We start from the raw sequence: 18,743 nt of genomic DNA, 5'->3' as shown, positions 1-18,743 counted from the left end.
GCGAGAATGAATTCACTTATAATTTTTTTACCCATTGCGATTTTGATTGGAATTTTGTTTCTTTTAATATCGAAATTTGCTCCGAATAAAAATAGGTCTATTGGAGTTACCATCTTCGCTGTATGGCTTATAATCAGTGGGATTTCTATGTTGCGATATGTGCCGTCGATAGGCTTTTTTGCTTATGGTGTCACTGCACTATTTATATCTTTAGCCATAGGGATAATTAACCTTAAAAATAAGGCTCGTATTGCTGTTTTCGTTACTTTTGCTTTGATAAGTTGTCTATGGGGTTTAGCTGTTTTAATTACTATGGGACAACCAGACATAATGGCAGGACGCTTAGGGTCTTTCTTGGGAAACCTTGTTTATCTTGCTTTCGTCATTATCTTCTTAACAAGACCCAAAGTTAAGAAACAATTTAAGTAGCACGCTTTACCATTTTGGCGATAAGGGTGCTCCAAAAATAAATAAGCCTTGAGATTTCGGGTTGCTATATCTACCACCACTTAAATATCTGCCCTAACACTATCGCAATCTGAATAACTATCAATGCTACTTGAAGCCAGTATATCTTAATCATATTACCGCTTAATTTTCCGCTTTCAGTATTAAACCTATCTATGCTCTCGGTCATCAGTTTCATTCCCCGAAGCTGTATATCGGTCGAGGATAGAAAATCGCCGTTAGCTTCTCTTTTGGCTCTCTCTATTAGACTGTCAAAGCTATCTGCCATATAACCCCCTTTTTGTTATCGCCGCTATTATACCATTGCAAACAAACGGTCGTTTATTTATTTGTTAACCGGCCCGCTTGCAAGGGGCCTCAAAAAGATGGGGAGGATTGTTTATCCTGGGACTGGAGAGGGACGGTTTTGACGGCAATCCCAGACCTGTCCCTAAAGAATACAAGCAGGGCCGTGCCAAACGTTTCCATATCCATAGTTGGACCATAGGCGAAGCTTTTAAAGAGATGGAGCAATATGAAAAAGAAGGTTCCCGCTCTTAGCCCACAACGCTCTCTTTGACATAAATCTCAAAAGTATTGCCCTTTAATCTTATCCCGCCTATCTGGGACTTCGGTATCCAGAGTTTTCTGCCATTGTCTACCAGTATTGCCTTGTCCGTCTCATGTATGATCCTGACTTGCGTCCAGATGGATCTTTCCTGAGGATGCATAAGACCGCGAATGCTGAAAGGCCGGCTCATAAGGCACCTTCTTTCGGGAAGTTTGGCCTGCAGGCCTTGCTGGCTGTTTTTTTGTGTATTTTCAAGGCTTTCGCTATTTGGACATAAGACATTCCCAGAAGGTGTAATTCGGTTACTTTTTGGGCTAACTTTTGATATAATGGAACCCGCAGTAAGGGTTGGATTACGATATTGACTGTAATTTCGGACGCGGTTCGAATTGGTTGCGACTGCGTCCGCCATCCTTTCCGGGCAACGGAAAGGATGGCGGATGCCGTAACGAGCGCAGCGAGGCGACAAGCCGAGCAGCGAGTACGGCGCCGCCCTCAATATCCATAAAAATTAAGCACTTATAACGCAACCTTTTTAACTTCGGGAGGTTGCGTTTGTTTTTGTATGGGTGTATTTGATCCCATTTTCTTGTAATAGCGCCTAATAATGTACGAAAATGTATACCAAATGTATAGTTGAAAAAAGTCTATTTAGTGATATTTTGGTGGTATAATTAAAAACAAGGAGACAAGCATGAAAAGAGGTGATTTTGGGAGTTATTTAGTATTGCTAGTTATATTCTCCCTCTCGATCATTCTGTTGCTGGGTATGTATTTTGCATTGGATCCTGTGTGGATGAAGCAATGGGGCTCGCGTTATCATTGGTATCTTTTGGAATATAGGCCGTTAGCAGCAAAACTGTGGAGGATGCTTTATCGGCTCACTTCTTCTTTGGTATTTATCGTTCTTCCCATTATGTGGATGTTGGCTATATATTTGGTCCAATCTGGCATGAAAAGAGAGAATGCTAAACGATTTAATTTAGTGCATATCGCATTGAATTTAATACTATTTTTAATGGTTGGCATTTCCTTGTTCTCCTTGACGTATGCTCCATTGAGTTATAATAGATAGCATAAATGGCAATCACAAAGGAGTTAATTGCATGAAAAACACGATGAATATAATATGTATATTGAGCCTGATACTACTTGGCCTGTTGGGATGTATCGGCGATAACCTCTTGAATACTTATTCTGGCATGGTGAGCAATGGAAATCTATGCTTACCCTCCGTTCTTAAAGATATATTAGGAATATATGGAATGAATGAAGGAAATTTTGTTACTTCATTGACACCTTTTATGATAATTATGGTATGGCTTACAGTTATATCTAAAAGAAAAGCAAATGGATTCGAATTTTTTATAGGGTCATTTGTTATTATTTGGTCGTTAGTTCTTATTTATTTCTTTGCAGTCGTCTTGCTTTTAACTTTGCCTTTTCAATTTGGAATAACTGCGCTAGAGACGCCAGTTATTAGAAAAATTGTAATGTTAATAGATGCTTTAATAATATGCGCCCTAATTTTATTTAGCATCAAAAGACATAAGCTTGGATAGCAGGAACAGAATAATTGATATCCCCAAAACGTGCCAAAATAAAGTAGAAGAGCAGGAGAGGCCTAATGGATGAAGCTGAAGCGGAGTTAAAACAAACAAAAACCGACAGTCGAAACATTCTCGTACTTGACATATTAGGTTGTGTTATCTTGCCTCTTCTCATGCTGTTCTGCCGCAATAAATTTGGTAGTATTTTTAAAGACATGAACGTAGTTCCCACCATGTTACATCAGAAAATATTGCTTGAGTATCCTCCCATTGTGCTTATTGCCGCATTCATTATAATAATAGCCATACTAATTCTCAAAGAAAAGGTAATAAAGAATAAAACTATAACGTATTTTCTTAATAGCATAGTTTTAATAGTATTAGTCCTTCTTATTCTCTTTTTTCTATTGGGCGCTTTTATGCCGGTAGTCGACGTCCCCATTACAGATCTAAAGGAACACAGCCTTATCTATAGCCCCAGTTTTATTATTACTTACGACGAAGTTATTCCAATGGCTATTCCGGGGGTAGCTTTAATCGTATTCGCATATTTTTATGTCGGTAGCAAAATAAAAGCCCCAATCGAAAAGAACCAAAAACCACTATTTCAAGAACAATGCGGAGCGAGATTCAATTATATTGTTAATCTTACATTCCCATTTGTTCGTCATGCGCTTTATGATCGGTTTATTGTTATTTCATATGGGCTAAGTAAGCTCGTAATAAATTATTATGATTTAGAGAGCGCAACACTAAAACGCTATTGGTTTTCGAAAGGAATAATATATTCCCACCGAAGACGTGATTTGCCAGGCTCGATAAGCATATGGTCATCATCACCCGAAAAAGTTATAAAAGTACTGAAGGATATGAACGTTTTAGTTAAGTAGAAACACCTTAAAACCTGTACGATTCCTGTACAGTGAGCACCTTGTATCGGCGTAAGTTATTTATTATAATGGCATTGTAAGCGGAGATGTACTGCTCCTCCACTCTCCGCCAGTCCTTTTAATCCTCCTTTGCTTCTTATCTTACATAGAGTTATAATAATTCCAAGAAATCAATAGGATTGTTGTGCCCATCTGGCGCCAACGACATGAACTATTATAAGTTACGAATATGCATGAAAATACATAACGGAGGGAGCGGGATGATCAGACTTATTATTTTTATTTTAATACTAGTGGTAAGCCCAATAATAGTTTTTGCTGATAACCAAGAATTTATTATGAATGAATATGCACAAATTGAAGGCACTCCTCTCATAAAAGATAAATTGAAGAAATTAGAATATTACTTGAGCGGAGTAGAAAAATATAATGATGAACAATATGATTATGAGGCAATCGGCGTATTAGGAAATAAAGAAACTATTAAATATTTGAAAGAATTCCTCGAAAAGAATAAGAATAATACTACATACAGATATGACTCATTCATTCGTTATTATATATTTGGCAGTTTGGTCATGTTAGGTGAGTATAAATATATTGATTATTTAATCGAAGGTCTCAGTAAAGATATCCCCGAATATGAAGATTGGATTAAAAAAGGTTGTATAAATGGAAACGCTAATTCAGTATGTTCCGAAGTGTTGAGACGTCTCTCGGTATATAAAGTTCCTTTCGGTTCTGATCAGATTGAGAAAATGATAAAAGCGCTAAATCATCCCGATCATAGTGTTAATTATAATATCATGTACGTTCTTAACAAGAATTTTGGTATTTTATTTGTTGGTGGAATTGATAATAATAATTTATGGTATAAATCAAAGGAGGCTAGAGTACCGGGTAATAAGGCTTGGGAAAAATTCTGGCAAGAAAACAAATCTCGTTATGGTAAGAATCTCCCTTTAATAATCAACGGTTTAGAATTGCAAGCAAAGTTTAAAACAGACAAATCTATCGAGATAGTAATAAAGAATTACGATGATAAAAATATAAATATTTTTATGGAAGCACCAGGCAAGATTGAAGGAAAGAACCCTAACCATTTACAAGAATGGCTAGGTGTAATCGGCATAATAGTGGATGGAAACAGGAAATCACCGATTGTGCCCCGCAATTACATCCATTCGTGCAGTATTCGGGTGGGAATAAACCAGGGAGAATTTTCTGCTCCTCTAGCTCCCGATCGTCCTGTCCACATTGAAAAAATAACAATTGCCCCTGGCAATAGTTATGATTATGTGATGAACCTTGATGAGGCATATCCGGACACCGAGTTTAAGGGAAAGAAATTAAGAGTTGAATATAAGGCAATAACATATCACGCTGATCCCTTAGCCAAGATCTTTCGTGATGAAAAAATATGGGAAGGTGAATTACAATCGATAATATTTTGTAGACAGTGAATATTTTTATGCCAAAACGTGCCCAAGTACCAAAGAAACGTCTATAAAACCTGTACGATTCCTGTATAGTAACCAACTTGCATTAACGTAACTTATTTATTATAATGGCATTGGGAGCGGAGGCATTATCATCCTCCACTCTCCGCCAGTTTGTTTGCTAGAACGTGTTCACTAAAGCGTAAATAGTAGGAGATAAGCGATGAAAAGACCGGCTTGGGCGACGGCCGTAGGAGTCATTGGAATTATTTGGGGAAGCCTCGGGACCCTGGGTGCCGTGCTGACTATGCTTATGCCTATCTTTATGCCGAAGTTGCTTATGGAGGCGCAAAGACAGATGCCGGCCGGACAACAGAACAGTGAGTTCCTTAGAATGATGACTCAACTTTGGAATACGCCTTATTTGCGTAACAGTTGCCTTTTTCTCGGGTTGATAGGGATCCTCGTCTCGGGATTTTTTGTTTTCGCATCGGCGCGCCTTCTCCAGATGAGGCGACCAGCCATTAAACTCATCTATTCGGCTTTATGCATAGAAATACTTTTCAATGTTCTTCTGCTGCCCGAGAATATAGTTTTAAAGGTGGTCAATATATTATCCGGCGTAGTTATATATATTGTCTTATTGTTCATTGTGGCGGCCGGAGATAAACAGGCGTTTAATGCAGCAGGATCTTCTTCCTGAGGAAAGAATGAGCGATCTTAAACCAAAAGAACCCTTAATTGCGGTAATGTTGTCCTTTATTTTTGGGGGATTAGGGCAGATATATGCAGGAAGAATAATAAGAGGGATCCTATTTTTTTGCATACCCTTCATTATAGTAATCCCGGGCTTCTTATATTATGCGGTAAATCCCAACAGTAGGATCAATATTTATCTACTGGGCTGCGCGTTTATCATTTTATTTGCTTATGGCATATTTGTTATCATTGATGCCTATAGATGCGCAAAGGCATATAATGTCAAAAATAATCTCATCAGAAGCATAACGGCCGGGAAAAGAGTTTTAATTATTCTCGGTATCCTTTTTATCATGTTTATATTCAACCCGTCCGATATAATTGCCTGGCCGCTTGCTCGATATATTAAGTCGAACGTAATGGAAGCATATAAAATCCCATCAGGCACAATGACACCGGCTTTAATGGTAGGGGATAGGATATTTGCAGATAAGGGCATATACAAGAAAACGGAGCCGAAAAGGGGAGATGTGGTTATTTTTACCTCTCCCTTTGATCCCAAAATTAACTTTGTCAAACGAATCGCAGGCTTACCTGGCGAAACAATTGAAATAAAAGACGGGAAAGTGATAATGAATGGTATCGCCATAACAGAGCCCGAAGCATTCAAAAGAATCTATTACTATAATAGAGGCGACTACGCTAAAGTTGGTCAGCCAGTAAAGATACCTTCGGATAGCTACTTTGTCCTTGGCGATAATAGTGCCAACAGCAAAGACAGCAGGTATTTCGGTCTTATTCCGAGAAAATCCCTAAGAGGCAAAGCGTATAAGATTATCTATCCATTCGATAGATCTGGTCCTATCAAATAAACGGGATATTGTGCTCGGTACTTGCAGTGTAAACCGCTTAAAAATTTACCCATAAAAAACAATTTAATTTCCTTGCTAAAGTCCGCTTACATGGTAAAATTAGCTCTATAATCTAAGACGTAACTCGGGTTAGTATTGGTTTCTCTCTTTTTTTTCCTCAATAATGCCCTTGTGGGCAAATTACCGAGATTAACGAAAATGAAAAAGACATACTTCCTCGTATTAATTATTGGGTTGATCTTTCCCCTGGCATCTCCGGCGCACGCCGCCAATTTGCTGGTCAATCCCGATTTTGAGATGTGGGGCCCATGGGGCGCAGGCGGCGCAGAGGTTCCCGCAGATTGGTGGAGTATGTTCAATGACCCAAGCGTGATCGGGGCAAAGGAATCCGGTATCAAGTGGAGCGGATCCTATTCCGCAAAGGCAGAGTTTGCGGGTACTGCCGGCGCGTGGGGCGGCTGGGGCCAGAGGATACCTTTTACGGCCGGAAACAGATTATATGTCCGTCAGCCCCTGAATATGCCGGCGCCTTTGGGAGGCAACCATTCGCTGGCGACCCTGGAAATAGCGTTTGAAAGCGCGCCTGACGTTACCATAGGCTCTCCGGTTAAGGGATCGGTGTCTGAGGCATACGGAAGCGAGTGGGGCGCTTGGTGGTGGGAGACAGTTGCTCCGGCAGGTACGACTTCTATAAGGTATGCAGTTCTTTTGGAGACATGGGGAAACGGCAGCGGCACTGCGTATTTTGACGATTGTTATGCAGGTGATACTCCATGGGCGCCAATTCCGGAACCGGCAAGCATGTTATTGCTTGGCTCCGGTTTACTTGGGTTATTCGGTATCGCAAAAAGGAAAAATGAGAGCAATAAATAGACTCCTCTCCGGTATCCCCGCCTAAACGGTTCCCGACTCATTGACTTCTCTATGGTAATATCGTAATATATTAGGATACGGAGAGTTAGAAAGCCGTCCTCATTTAACATCGCTTTAAATAAAAGGAGATAAGATGAAAAAGCCGGTAATTATTGCCTCTGTCTTGGCTTTGGTTTTAGCGGCCGTAATAATTTACCAATCAACGGCGGCCAAACTTCCCGTAGATAACGTCCTTCCTTCCGGCGCAATAGCGTATATCCGGATCACGGATGCGGAAAAGCAGATCAATGAGTTCAAGGGCACGCGGCTTTGGAAGAACATCAAAAAGATCGACATAGGGAAGTTGATGGAAAAAAGCGGCGCGAGCAAGAAGGACATGGAGGAATATCAGGACGCGAGGAAATGGCTCTCAAGCGCCTTCGGCGGACAGGTGATAAATGAATTCTTCGGAAAAGAGATGGCGCTCGCGGTGTATCCGGGCAATATCAAGGAGATAGGCCCCGGGGCGATACAGGACGCCGCGTCAAACGCTGTCTTAGTGACGAGGACCAGGCCGGAGGCCGATTTTATCGAATTCGTGTCAAAACTCATAAACAGATCGGGAAAAAAGGTTGCCGTATCCGAGGAGACCTATAAGGGCAGGAAGATCACGATCGTCAAGATCAACGATAATACCGATCTTGCTTATACGAAGATAAAGGACCTGTTGATAATCGGCGCCGGGAAGAAGGCCGCTGCTTCCTGTATCGATGTCATCAGCAAGGACAGGCCTTCCCTTTCCCAGGACAAAGACTACATCTCTACCATGCTGAAGCTTTCAAAGAACGCGAGCGTCGCTGTCTATGGCAATATCGGATCGCTTGTTTCCAATATCAAACAACCCGCCGCGGCAAACGAGCAGATCAGCAAGATGCTCGGGCTGTACTCGGGTTTCAAGACGATGGGTTATGCCTATTTCGCGGGGAATAATAAATTAGAGACCGTATTCTTTTACGATAGAGCGAAGATGATCCCCCTTTATGCAAAATTATATTCCCTCGCGCCCCGGAAGGACGGGACCGTCAAGTTTGCGCCGGAAAATGCCATCAGTTACCAATGGGGAACTTTCGACTTTAAGTCGTATTGGGAATACATCAGCTCCGAAATGGAGCGGCAGTCCGCCCAGGCCGGCCAACCCGATAAGGCATTTCCGCTAAAGGGCCTTGTCTCCGGATTGGAAGCTAAGATCGGGATGAGCCTTGATAATGATTTGATCCCCGCGCTGGGCGATGAAGCCGCTTTTATACTTATGGACATCAACGTGGAAGGCCTGCTTCCCATGATGGAATTTGTCGCTTGTTTCAAAGTGAAAAACAAGGCGACCATCGAAAAAGCCCTGGATTCCCTGTTGAAAGACGGCGAAATCTCCCTTCAATCGGAAGGATATAAAGGCGTCGACCTAAAATATATCAATCTGCCGTTCGGAACGGACCTGCAGCCGTCATACTGCTATATGGGGGATTATCTGCTTGTATCGTTGGGGCGCAAACCCATAAAAGTGTCGATAGACACGTCGAAGGGCGGCTTAAAGTCTCTCCTGGAGAACGAGGATTTCAAGGCCGTTAATCAGGGCCTTACCGGAGAGTGCAATTCAGTATATTTTCTTAAGGCCGATGTCTTGATGCTGAGGGCCAAGAGCATATGCGAATGGCTCTACGGGTGGATGGTGATCGCGGATAAGCAAGCCGAGAAATACAAGGAAATGGCAAAGGCCAAATCCGATACTTTAGCATCCGATATAGCCAAGGGCGAGGCGGACCTGGAAAAATCGACAGCGATCCTTCAGGCGCTTGAAAAGGAGATAGAAGGCCTTAAAGCGCAAGGGGCTGATACGGCTGCGAAGCAAGACGAATCGGACAACCTGAAAGAAGATATCGCGCTGAAGCGGAATATGCTCGACGAGGATAAGAATAACCTTGAACGGATGCGGGCATTGGCTGACCGCAAGCCTTCGCAGAAAATGGACCTTCCGCTGGTAAAGCTCTATCTGGATGAGCTGGTTTATCCTGTCATGGACGGCCTGCAGTCCGTGAAGGCCGTGGGGTCAAGGGCCACTTTCGGGAATGACCTTACGCGCTCGGAGTCTTTTTCCAGGATAGCGGAGTGATAATATTCCGATAGACGGGAAGTCGCATATCTTCCATAATAATATCTTGACAAATCGGGGAAGTGTGATATAGTTCTATCACTATGAAACTATCAGATTATTCAAAAATATTCAAAGCGTTGTCGAATAACCAGCGGCTGAAGATCTTCCTGCTGATCCATAACGAATGCTGCCCTGTGGAAGGAAGCATAAAAAAGGCGTTCACGAAAGCGTGCGGCTGCATGAGCCTTTCGCGTTCGACAATATCCCATCATTTCAAACAGCTGCACAAGGCCGGCCTTATCAATTGCGAGAAGGAGGGGCGGACCTTCAAGTGCAGCGTCAACAAGGAAACGGTCAAACTTATCAAGGAATTGCTGAAATAATTTTTTTGGGTTTAATGTTCGAAGCGCATCGAACAAATAAGCGCGAGAGGAGGTGGAAAAGATGAAAAACTGCTGCGGAATGGACATGGAAAACCTTTGCAGCCAGCTTGAATGCAAGGTCACGGAGACCAAGGAAGGCATCCAGGTCGATGTGAAGCCCAAGGATCCCGCTAAAGCGGGGTCACTGAAGGCCCTGGCAAAAGCATGCCGCGATTTTTGCGGCTGCTGCTAACGCATGATATGCCGGGGGAATATGCGCATATCCCCCCGGCATTTTTCTTATGGTATAATTAATAAAAAGGATGGCGATAATGTCAGAGAGCGTTACAAAAAGGTTGTCATTTTTGGACAGGTTCTTGACCCTGTGGATCTTCATGGCCATGGCCATAGGGGTCGGCGCCGGATATTTCTTTCCGGGTATCGTCGGTTTTTGGAATAAGTTCCAGGTAGGGACGACCAATATACCGATCGCTATCGGCCTTATCCTCATGATGTATCCGCCGCTGGCTAAGGTCAAGTATGAAGAATTAGCCGATGTGCTGCGGGATAAGAAAGTGCTTATCCTGTCCCTTATCCAGAATTGGATCATCGGCCCGGTTTTAATGTTTCTCCTGGCCGTCGTATTCTTAAGGAACTATCCGGAATAATATGGTAGGCCTGATCCTGATCGGTTTAGCCCGCTGTATCGCGATGGTGATCGTCTGGAATGAGCTCGCGAAGGGCGATACGGAATACTGCGCGGGGTTGGTCGCGTTCAACTCATTTTTCCAGGTTATATTTTATTCTGCCTACGCCTGGTTTTTTATCACGATCGCGCCTGTTTGGTTCGGGTTAAAAGGAGTGGTTACCCCTATTTCCATAGGGCAGATCGCGTATAGCGTCTTTATTTATCTGGGCATCCCTTTTATCGCCGGGATGCTGACCAGGTTTGTCGTGATCAGGACAAAAGGCAAAGCCTGGCATCATGAGAAGTTTATCCCCAGGATCAGCCCTTTGACCCTGATCGCGCTGTTATTTACTATAATGGTCATGTTCTCGATGAAGGGGGAGTACATTGTCAGGATCCCCCTGGACGTAGCCAGGATCGCCTTGCCGCTTTTAATTTATTTTGTGGTCATGTTTTTACTTTCATTCTATATGAGTAAAAAGGCCCGGGCAAGCTACGCAAAGAGCGCCACGCTTTCTTTTACCGCGGCAAGTAATAATTTTGAGCTGGCGATCGCGGTGGCGGTAGCTGTTTTTGGTATAAATTCAGGGGCTGCGTTTGCGGCTGTTATCGGTCCTTTGGTAGAGGTGCCTGTGCTTATCGGCCTTGTGAGCGTGTCATTATACTTTAAAAAGGTGCATTTTGGCGGCTAGCAAATAAAAGCGGTCCCTCTTGATTTCCCGTCGGGAATAATGTAATATATTGCTTCACGGAGAGGTGTGAGAGCGGTTGAATCAGCACGCTTGGAAGGCGTGTAGGTCCGTAAGGGCCTCCAGGGTTCAAATCCCTGCCTCTCCGCCATATTGTTTTATATCGTATTGGGAAAATAGCACTTAGGACGCAACCTTTTGAAGTTTTGAAGGTTGCGTTTGTTTTTGTATTACGGCGCTAGTTCCCTTTTGCCGTTAATAGCGCCTGATAATGTACGGAACCGTATACTTTCTGTACAATTGAAATAAGTCAATAGGGTGGTATAATTAAGCTAAAAGAAGGGAATTATCAAATGCTTTACGAAGCCGGAAAAGCTCCTCTAGTGCAATGGAATCAGCTTATTGCTTTTGTCATCGGTATCCTCTTTTCCTATCTAATTACTATAATTTACAGGAAACGATATGTTCCGCAGGAATATCATAAAGCATTTTCTTTTGCCATAACTATTTCCTATATCTTTATTCTCTTTGTGAGTTGGGGACTTAATTTTATTATTATGAGTTTCTTGGAATATGATGTCGTAGCATCCTTTATCGATCTAATCATATTGATAACCCTACTTTCAATTTTTGTCGGTAACTTGGGAGTTTTTCTTGTGAAGGCAAAGAAGAAAATATCTTCAAGAAAAGAATCAAGCCGAAGCTTATGGCCACTTATTATTTTTTGGATTATCCTCGCCATTGCTTTTTGGATAATTTATTATATAGGTAAGATGTCAAATAGCGCTTAGTTGGCCTGCCTCGCTTGAAAGCTGTACCAGAGTAACGGATATGTCTTAAGCAAGAGGCAGGAGGAGAACGATGAGGTCGATGCAGAAAATCGGACAGAATACTATGAAGAAAATTAAATGGAATTTAACGCTCTTTGCATACTTGGCGTTAATAGGCGTTATTGTTTTAACTGTATTCCCTTTGCTGGGATTTCCACGCATATGGGGGTGGGAAGGCATAGGGGGATGGGAAGGGCTTAATCTTAGTCAAAGTTTTTGGTTATTATTGGCTTCAATAATATTAGCTTTCTTGGCAATTTATCCTAAGTCGCAATATGATTTTTGGCTACAGAGATTTTTGGCGGGTTTGACGTTATTTATTTTACCAGTATTATTTATCAATCTAGCGCTTCGTTATTTTTTAATTATAATAATAGTTTGCGATATAATTTTAATAATAACTTGTGCCATCTTATTTTATTTATGCATTAATATTAATAATAAAACAAACAATTCTTATAATTCCAAATTGGATAGCTTATTAAAAGCGTCGTTTTCGCTTTCTTTTATAATGAGCTTATCAGGTTTATTGCTATTTCGTTTTCAGGTCTTTCCTTTATTTAGTCTTCTAGTTTTTCCATTCATGTCGCTGCTAATAGGAATTCCAGCGCTAATAAGCGGACGACGAGTCGCAAAAATATGGTTATTTTTAGCTTACATAGGAATAATCATATCTCAAGGATTATTGCTAGTGTTTTATATGGCTGTATGCAATTCATATGTTGGAGAATGATTTGGTAAATAAATCGAAGGAAAGCCGATAATAATAATGGTGTGTCTCACTTGAAAACTGTATCATTAGCATAAGATCAATGGCACAAAAATGACTGGGCAGTCTAATGATAATTAAAAAGAGCATTAGTGCAGTAAACAGGGTCTTTGTTTTCGTTGTATTTTATTATTTGTTAGTCCTCTCTTCGGTCATATTTTTAGCCATCAATCGAGCCATTAAATTTTCTCTACCAATGTTGATGTTATTGCTAGGCCTTGAGTTAATAACTTTAATGACTCAGTGTGGTGTTATGGGAGCTATCTCTAAGGTTACCGCAGGTGAGAGAGTAACGCTAAAATCATGGATCGAAGGAATAAAATCTTCTTTCTTCCGATATCTCGGCGCGATTATTGTTTCGGGAATCTTCTCCTTGGTGCTCGTCGCTATCTTTGTAACGTTCGCAAACTTAATGTTTTCTGGTATGAAGGGTATGGCCGTTAAAGAGATTATAGAAACAGCGCCTTTTAATTTTGCAATAAGTTTGTCTGTATTAATATTGACTATTTTTAGCATTTATATAATTCCATTCGTATTTGTTAAGAACAGAGGGGCGGACGCAGTTATTGACGGAATTAAATATCTATTTAAGAATTTCAAAAATAGTATAGTTTTAATTGCCATGGGAATTGTCAAAGTCTTCCTCTCTACGTACCTTTTACTATTTGCTTCGAATTATTCTCACTGCTCTTTTCAGTATAGCGCTATAGTATCCCTTGATAGCTTCATCTCGATTTACATTGATTTGATGATATTCGCAGGGGCTTGCTATATTCTTAGAGATGAATTGGCGTGCCCCGCTTGAAAACTGTACCAATTTCGAGTTCTAAAGGTATGCATTAATCCTGTACGATTCCTCTACAGTAAGCACCTTGTATTAACGTAACTTATTTATTATAATGGCATTGGGAGCGGAGAGCCGGGTATCCCTGCCTCTCCGCCATGTTTTTCACGGCGCCGCCCGGACTGGATGGCTAAAAATCTATGAAAAAAGTTTTATTGATAAATCCTCCAGAAAGCGGGATGGGAGAGCATTCTTCCGTGCCTTTAGGACTTTTATATATCGCGGGCGTATTGCAAAAGCATGATATCCCGGTAAAGATCGTCGACGGATTCTTGGAAGGATGGAAGGGCGTAGAAGAGGCTGTCAAGGGCTATCGACCCGGGGTCATCGGCATCACATGCCATACTTATGCCAGGGCCAGGGCATTAAAGATCGCCAAGTTAGCGAAAGAGATCATCCCGGAAGTGACGGTGGTCGTCGGCGGGGCGCACCCCACCGTGATGGCCAAACAACTGCTGGAAAATTATCCGTTCATCGATATAGCGGCTATAGGCGAAGCGGACCATGTCCTGCGGGAGATATGCGAAGGAAAGGACTATTCGGAGATCCGGGGGATAGCGTACCGTGAAAACGGCCGCGTTATCATAAACCCGCGGCCGGATGTTATCGCGGACCTGGATTCCCTCCCGCTGCCTGCATGGAATTTGCTCGACCTGAAACGTTACCCTCCCGATGGCGAGGGAGTTTATAATGGCATAGACCTCTCGAAAGAGCCGCGTATCTCCGTTACCTTTTCGAGAGGATGCGTGGGCGATTGCAATTTTTGCTCAAACAGGCTGATGTGGAAAAGATGGAGGCACCGTTCCCCGGGAAACATGCTCGGGGAGCTGGAGCTCCTGAATAAGGCCTTCGGGATAAAGCATTTCCATTTCAATGACGACTGTTTTTCGGTGAACAAAAAAGCGGCAGTCGAGCTATGCCGCGGCATCGCGGACAGGAAATTGAATATCGCCTTTGACATCGTTACGCGCACGGATTGCGTCGACGCCGAAGTATTACAGGCGCTGAAAGATGCGGGCTGCTATCGCGTCTGTTTCGGCATAGAGACGGCTTCTCCGCGCTTGCTCAAGATCATGGGAAAGCCGATAAACGTCAAAGAGCAGGAAGAGGCCATTAAGCTTACCAACTCGTTCGGCATAAAGACCCTGGCCCTGCTTATCGCCGGCTGCGTCGGGGAGACGCAAGAGACGATCAACGAAACAATAGGTTTCTTGGACCGGGCGCAACCCTCCGCGGCCGGCATAGCGAACGGACTGATGATCTTTCCGGGCACGAGGATTTACGAGATAGCCAAGAAGGACGGCGTGATCGATGATAGTTTTTGGCTGACAGATTACGCGTGGAAGATGTATACTTTTGAAAACTCGCCTTTATGGCTGGATATCTTCAGCCGCGCGCTTGAGACGAGGCGGAAATTATCCGGGTCCCGTATCGTCAATTTGATCAGGAACCACAGGTTCGTCTCGCGGCAGATCGGGCGCAGGATAAAGGACCTGCTTATGAGATGCGGGCTGGCAAAACAAAAAACGGCAGGCGGTAAATACAAGGTGGTCCGCTAGATGCCGTTAATTTGCACTCTAAATGGAGGATGCATGAAATACCTTAAGATCGCGGCGGTTTTTCTGGTGATATCGGCCTTGACGGCAAATATCTCTTATGCCGAGGCCAAGAAGGGGAAGATCAAAGTAGGCGTGAGCGTCGCCACAATGAAAGAGGCGGTATATTCTTTTATGAAGAAGGCGATGATGGATAATAAGGATAAATATAACGCGGAGATCTACTGGGTCGCGGCAAATAACGACGAGATGGCCCAAGTCGCCAACGTCGAAGACCTCTTGGCGCAGGGCATCGACGTCCTGATCCTGCACCCGGTCAATACGGTCGCGGCCGGGAGCCTTGTCGAGAAGGCGAGAAAAGAGAACGTTCCGGTCATCTCGATGGACAGGCTGCCGGTCAACGCCAACGTGAATTGCCACGTCACCGCTAACAGCTTCCTCGTCGGGCAGACGCAGGCCAAATATCTCGCGGAGAAACTTAACGGCAAGGGGAACGTCGTCATCCTCGAGGGCGAGTCCGGGAATGACGTTGCTAAGGAGATAACCGCGGGCAATAAAGATATCCTGAAGAATTATCCCGGCATGAAGATAGTCGTGGACCAGACGCATAAATCGTGGTCGAGGGACCTGGCGATGGCCACCACCGAGAATGCGCTGACTAATTACAAGAACGACATCCAGGGCATATCGGCCAACAACAGCGGCATGATAATGGGCGCGGTCCAGGCCATCCTTGCCGAGGGCCTGAAAGGCAAGATAATCACGGTCGGCTCGGACGCGGACAAGGACAGCTGCCAGGCGATAATTGACGGCACGAACAGCGCCGATGTCGACAAGATGCCTTATCAGTTGGGGTTGATCAGTTTTCAGGTTGCCGTCAGCATCGCCAAAGGGGCAGAGATCGAATCCGATGCGATGGTCCAGAACGGAAAATATAAAGTGCCGGTCAAATTCACGCCGGTCCGCCTCATCACAAAAGAGAACGTCAAAGAGATGAAAGACCGCTGGCCCGATCTGAAATTTTAAGGTCATCAAATTGGAAAACCCGGTTATCTTAGAGACAAGGAACATCACGAAAGACTTTCCCGGCGTCCGCGCCCTGGACAGCGTCTCTTTCCAGCTTAAAAAAGGCGAAGTCCTGGGATTGGTCGGCGAGAACGGCGCGGGGAAATCTACCCTCATGAAGATATTCAGCGGCGCGTATCCCGCCAACACTTACGACGGCGAGATCTCCATAGAGGGCAAGCGCTGCATTTTCAACGGCCCGAAGGATTCCCAAAAGGCCGGCATAGCCATCATCTACCAGGAATTGAACCTCATCCCCGAGCTTACGGTCGCGGAAAATATATTTTTAGCGCGCGAACCTACGGTCGGAAAGACAGACATCATCGACCGTAAAAAACTTTTCAGCCGGGCAAAAGGCCTGTTGGAGTCATTAAATATCCCCATATCCTCCCAAGAACAAATAAAGAACTTGAGCATCGGCAGGCAGCAGATGGTCGAGATAGCCAAAGCCCTCTCTTATAAAGCGAAGATCCTGATCCTGGATGAACCCACCAGCGCTCTTACCGAGCAGGAGGTCGAGAGCCTTTTCAAGATGATAGTCTCATTACGCGCGCTCGGCGTCAGTATGATATATATCTCGCATAAACTCGACGAGATCTTTACGATAACCGACAGCGTGACCGTTATGCGCGACGGGAAGACCGTCGCCTCCAGGCGCACCGCGGAATTGAGCCGGCAGGAAATGGTCTCCCTGATGGTCGGCCGCGATATAGAAGATATGTATCCTAAAAAGGCGGCCGGGATAAGCGACGTGATCCTTGAGGCGAAGGAAATATTCGTGAACCACCCCTTTCTCGCGGGAGAAAAAGTAGTTAAAGATGTCAGTTTTAAAGTAAGAAAAGGGGAAATAGTCGGAATATCCGGCCTTATGGGCTCGGGGAGGTCGGAATTGGTCACCTCCATATTCGGCGCATTTCCCGCCCATTCTTCAGGGGAAGTCTATATTGACGGGAAGCGCGCAAAAATAAGTTGCCCGCATGAGGCGATAAATTACGGCCTCGGGCTGGTGACTGAAGACCGCAAGTTATTCGGCCTTGTGCTCGGCATGCAGGTAGGGGAGAATATCACGCTCTCCTGCCTGGAAAAATTAAGCTGGCACCAGATAATAATGCGGCGCCGGGAAAATGAGTTGATAAACAAATATATAGGCGCATTGAGGGTAAAGGCGCGCAGTTCGGAGACGGTAGTCAATACGTTGAGCGGCGGCAACCAGCAGAAAGTCGTCATCGCCAAATGGCTCGCCACCGGCCCCAAAGTCCTTTTGCTGGACGAGCCGACGCGCGGCGTCGATGTCGCCGCGAAAGCCGAAATATACCAATTGATGAACAATCTTGCCGGAGAGGGGTTAGGAATAGTTATGGTCTCGTCCGACCTCCCGGAGGTCCTGAGCATGAGCGACCGGATACTGATCATGCACGAAGGACGGATGGTCAAGGAACTGCAAAAAAATGAAGCCACACAGGAGAAGATAATGTTCTACGCGACGGGGGGCAAATGAAAAACCAGGGTAAAAGCGGCCTCGGCCGGGTCATAATCGGGAAATACGGCAATTTAATAGGCCTTGTTGTTTTGATAGTCCTGACGACGATATTGACGAACGGCATGTTCTTTACCCAGAGGAACCTTATTAATGTCCTGCGCCAGGTATCGGTGAACGGCATACTTGCTGTCGGCATGACGCTGGTCATTATCACCGGCGGCATCGACCTTTCGGTCGGTTCCGTGGTAGCCCTGACCGGCATCATCGCGGCGTTGCTGCAGCCGCAAGGGACCGCGGCGGCGATCGTCCTCACCCTATTGGCAGGAGCGGTGATCGGAGGATGTAATGGTTTCTTCGTAACGAAATTCAGGATACCCTCTTTTATTATTACCCTGGGCATGATGACGATCGCCAGGGGACTGGCTTTGGTATTTTCAAAAGGCGAGGCGATATCAGGGCTTAACGACAGCTTCTCGGCCATAAGCGAAAGTTATATTTCTCCGTCCATCTCCCTTACGGTCTTCGGTTTTTTAGCCCTCCTTATCGTATTCTTCTTTGTTAAAGAAAGAAAAAGCTCAGGATACGAAAGAAAAATACTTACCTTCAATTTTATCGGTGTGCTGAGCGTCCTGTTTATTGCGGCTGCCGCAGTAGTCCTGGTATGGCTGATAGGGTTCCGCGGCATGCCCGCCGGTGTCGCGGTGTTTTTAGGTATAGCGTTCCTCGGCGCTTATACGCTTAACCAGACGAGGTTCGGCCGTTATGTATATGCCATCGGAGGCAATGAGGAGGCCTCCCGGCTCTCCGGCATAAACGTCAAACTGGTCAAGTTCCTGGTCTTTCTCATCATGGGCGTCCTGGCCGCGGTCTCGGGCATGGTCCTGGCCGCGCGTCTTAATTCCGGCGTCCCGACTTCGGGCGTGATGTTCGAATTGGACGCCATCGCGTCGGTCGTCATAGGCGGGACACGCCTCTCCGGCGGTTACGGCAG

Annotated in this window: 20 protein-coding genes, 1 tRNA gene and 1 pseudogene; 19 read left to right on the top strand and 3 right to left on the bottom strand. The window is 44.5% G+C overall.

The window, feature by feature from the left end:
- Nucleotides 1-429 (top strand): hypothetical protein (locus WC317_07350; GenBank protein ID MFA5339942.1); only part of this gene is annotated, 429 nt, incomplete at its 5' end.
- A gap of 70 nt (nt 430-499) precedes the next feature.
- On the opposite strand, the gene WC317_07345 is transcribed toward WC317_07350, so the two are convergent.
- Nucleotides 500-736 (bottom strand): hypothetical protein, encoded by a 237-nt coding sequence (locus WC317_07345; GenBank protein MFA5339941.1) that lies wholly within the window; start codon nt 734-736, stop codon nt 500-502.
- A 107-nt stretch (nt 737-843) separates the two neighbouring features.
- Here WC317_07345 and WC317_07340 point away from each other — a divergent pair, with 107 nt between their 5' ends.
- A complete protein-coding gene (locus tag WC317_07340) occupies nt 844-1,008 on the top strand; it encodes a hypothetical protein (GenBank protein MFA5339940.1) in 165 nt (54 codons plus the stop codon).
- Here WC317_07340 and WC317_07335 read toward each other — a convergent pair.
- Nucleotides 1,005-1,208 (bottom strand): hypothetical protein, encoded by a 204-nt coding sequence (locus WC317_07335; protein ID MFA5339939.1) that lies wholly within the window; start codon nt 1,206-1,208, stop codon nt 1,005-1,007. The genes WC317_07340 and WC317_07335 overlap by 4 nt on opposite strands.
- Nucleotides 1,209-2,124: 916 nt before the next feature.
- Here WC317_07335 and WC317_07330 point away from each other — a divergent pair.
- The 13 genes and pseudogenes from WC317_07330 (at nt 2,125) to WC317_07270 (ending at nt 12,771) form a co-directional block, all read left to right on the top strand.
- Nucleotides 2,125-2,580 (top strand): hypothetical protein, encoded by a 456-nt coding sequence (locus WC317_07330; protein MFA5339938.1) that lies wholly within the window; start codon nt 2,125-2,127, stop codon nt 2,578-2,580.
- 65 nt (nt 2,581-2,645) lie between these two features.
- Entirely contained in the window at nt 2,646-3,458 is an 813-nt protein-coding gene (locus tag WC317_07325; protein MFA5339937.1) for a hypothetical protein, read from the top strand.
- Between the two features lie 260 nt (nt 3,459-3,718).
- Nucleotides 3,719-4,921 (top strand): hypothetical protein, encoded by a 1,203-nt coding sequence (locus WC317_07320; GenBank protein MFA5339936.1) that lies wholly within the window; start codon nt 3,719-3,721, stop codon nt 4,919-4,921.
- A gap of 199 nt (nt 4,922-5,120) precedes the next feature.
- On the top strand, nt 5,121-5,600 hold the full coding sequence (locus WC317_07315; GenBank protein MFA5339935.1) for a hypothetical protein: 480 nt from the start codon (nt 5,121-5,123) through the stop codon (nt 5,598-5,600).
- Nucleotides 5,578-6,468, top strand: a complete 891-nt coding sequence (lepB, locus tag WC317_07310) for a signal peptidase I (protein ID MFA5339934.1) — start codon at nt 5,578-5,580, stop codon at nt 6,466-6,468. The genes WC317_07315 and lepB overlap by 23 nt, the downstream gene beginning before the upstream one ends.
- A 198-nt stretch (nt 6,469-6,666) precedes the next feature.
- Nucleotides 6,667-7,341: a PEP-CTERM sorting domain-containing protein gene (locus tag WC317_07305; GenBank protein MFA5339933.1), complete on the top strand. Its 675-nt coding sequence runs from the start codon at nt 6,667-6,669 to the stop codon at nt 7,339-7,341.
- A gap of 133 nt (nt 7,342-7,474) precedes the next feature.
- Nucleotides 7,475-9,487: a DUF3352 domain-containing protein gene (locus tag WC317_07300; GenBank protein MFA5339932.1), complete on the top strand. Its 2,013-nt coding sequence runs from the start codon at nt 7,475-7,477 to the stop codon at nt 9,485-9,487.
- Between the two features lie 83 nt (nt 9,488-9,570).
- The gene (locus tag WC317_07295) at nt 9,571-9,852 is read left to right on the top strand and encodes a metalloregulator ArsR/SmtB family transcription factor (GenBank protein MFA5339931.1); all 282 of its coding nucleotides are present in this window, start codon (nt 9,571-9,573) and stop codon (nt 9,850-9,852) included.
- 61 nt (nt 9,853-9,913) lie between these two features.
- Nucleotides 9,914-10,084, top strand: coding sequence for a hypothetical protein (locus WC317_07290; protein MFA5339930.1), 171 nt, complete (start codon nt 9,914-9,916; stop codon nt 10,082-10,084).
- Nucleotides 10,085-10,163: 79 nt separating this feature from the next.
- Nucleotides 10,164-11,211 (top strand): annotated as a pseudogene (arsB, locus tag WC317_07285) (ACR3 family arsenite efflux transporter).
- A 58-nt stretch (nt 11,212-11,269) separates the two neighbouring features.
- Nucleotides 11,270-11,359 (top strand) — tRNA-Ser (locus WC317_07280).
- 202 nt (nt 11,360-11,561) lie between these two features.
- Complete coding sequence (locus tag WC317_07275) at nt 11,562-11,999, top strand: hypothetical protein (GenBank protein ID MFA5339929.1); 438 nt, start codon at nt 11,562-11,564, stop codon at nt 11,997-11,999.
- Between the two features lie 79 nt (nt 12,000-12,078).
- On the top strand, nt 12,079-12,771 hold the full coding sequence (locus WC317_07270; GenBank protein MFA5339928.1) for a hypothetical protein: 693 nt from the start codon (nt 12,079-12,081) through the stop codon (nt 12,769-12,771).
- A 276-nt stretch (nt 12,772-13,047) separates the two neighbouring features.
- Here WC317_07270 and WC317_07265 read toward each other — a convergent pair whose 3' ends face one another.
- Nucleotides 13,048-13,323 (bottom strand): hypothetical protein, encoded by a 276-nt coding sequence (locus WC317_07265; protein MFA5339927.1) that lies wholly within the window; start codon nt 13,321-13,323, stop codon nt 13,048-13,050.
- 468 nt (nt 13,324-13,791) lie between these two features.
- On the opposite strand from WC317_07265, the gene WC317_07260 reads away from it, so the two are divergent.
- The 4 genes from WC317_07260 to WC317_07245 all read left to right on the top strand — a co-directional run.
- Nucleotides 13,792-15,210, top strand: a complete 1,419-nt coding sequence (locus WC317_07260) for a radical SAM protein (protein ID MFA5339926.1) — start codon at nt 13,792-13,794, stop codon at nt 15,208-15,210.
- A 33-nt stretch (nt 15,211-15,243) separates the two neighbouring features.
- Nucleotides 15,244-16,233 (top strand): substrate-binding domain-containing protein, encoded by a 990-nt coding sequence (locus WC317_07255; protein MFA5339925.1) that lies wholly within the window; start codon nt 15,244-15,246, stop codon nt 16,231-16,233.
- A gap of 10 nt (nt 16,234-16,243) precedes the next feature.
- Nucleotides 16,244-17,770 (top strand): sugar ABC transporter ATP-binding protein, encoded by a 1,527-nt coding sequence (locus WC317_07250; GenBank protein ID MFA5339924.1) that lies wholly within the window; start codon nt 16,244-16,246, stop codon nt 17,768-17,770.
- Nucleotides 17,767-18,743 (top strand): hypothetical protein (locus WC317_07245; protein MFA5339923.1); only part of this gene is annotated, 977 nt, incomplete at its 3' end. The genes WC317_07250 and WC317_07245, both read left to right, overlap by 4 nt.

Source organism: Candidatus Omnitrophota bacterium, assembly GCA_041653595.1.
GTDB lineage: Bacteria > Omnitrophota > Gorgyraeia > Pluralincolimonadales > Pluralincolimonadaceae > Pluralincolimonas.
This window is presented reverse-complemented; position numbering and strand designations above follow the sequence as displayed.

Coding starts and splice junctions, on each gene's coding strand:
- WC317_07300 (MFA5339932.1), top strand. CDS start 7,475: ATGAAAAAGCCGGTAATTATTGCCTCTGTCTTGGCTTTGGTTTTAGCG.
- WC317_07345 (MFA5339941.1), bottom strand. CDS start 736: ATGGCAGATAGCTTTGACAGTCTAATAGAGAGAGCCAAAAGAGAAGCT.
- WC317_07335 (MFA5339939.1), bottom strand. CDS start 1,208: ATGAGCCGGCCTTTCAGCATTCGCGGTCTTATGCATCCTCAGGAAAGA.
- WC317_07320 (MFA5339936.1), top strand. CDS start 3,719: ATGATCAGACTTATTATTTTTATTTTAATACTAGTGGTAAGCCCAATA.
- WC317_07260 (MFA5339926.1), top strand. CDS start 13,792: ATGAAAAAAGTTTTATTGATAAATCCTCCAGAAAGCGGGATGGGAGAG.
- WC317_07265 (MFA5339927.1), bottom strand. CDS start 13,323: ATGCTAAAAATAGTCAATATTAATACAGACAAACTTATTGCAAAATTA.
- WC317_07305 (MFA5339933.1), top strand. CDS start 6,667: ATGAAAAAGACATACTTCCTCGTATTAATTATTGGGTTGATCTTTCCC.
- WC317_07330 (MFA5339938.1), top strand. CDS start 2,125: ATGAAAAACACGATGAATATAATATGTATATTGAGCCTGATACTACTT.
- WC317_07275 (MFA5339929.1), top strand. CDS start 11,562: ATGCTTTACGAAGCCGGAAAAGCTCCTCTAGTGCAATGGAATCAGCTT.
- WC317_07270 (MFA5339928.1), top strand. CDS start 12,079: ATGCAGAAAATCGGACAGAATACTATGAAGAAAATTAAATGGAATTTA.
- WC317_07325 (MFA5339937.1), top strand. CDS start 2,646: ATGGATGAAGCTGAAGCGGAGTTAAAACAAACAAAAACCGACAGTCGA.
- WC317_07255 (MFA5339925.1), top strand. CDS start 15,244: ATGAAATACCTTAAGATCGCGGCGGTTTTTCTGGTGATATCGGCCTTG.
- WC317_07295 (MFA5339931.1), top strand. CDS start 9,571: ATGAAACTATCAGATTATTCAAAAATATTCAAAGCGTTGTCGAATAAC.
- WC317_07290 (MFA5339930.1), top strand. CDS start 9,914: ATGAAAAACTGCTGCGGAATGGACATGGAAAACCTTTGCAGCCAGCTT.
- lepB (MFA5339934.1), top strand. CDS start 5,578: ATGCAGCAGGATCTTCTTCCTGAGGAAAGAATGAGCGATCTTAAACCA.
- WC317_07315 (MFA5339935.1), top strand. CDS start 5,121: ATGAAAAGACCGGCTTGGGCGACGGCCGTAGGAGTCATTGGAATTATT.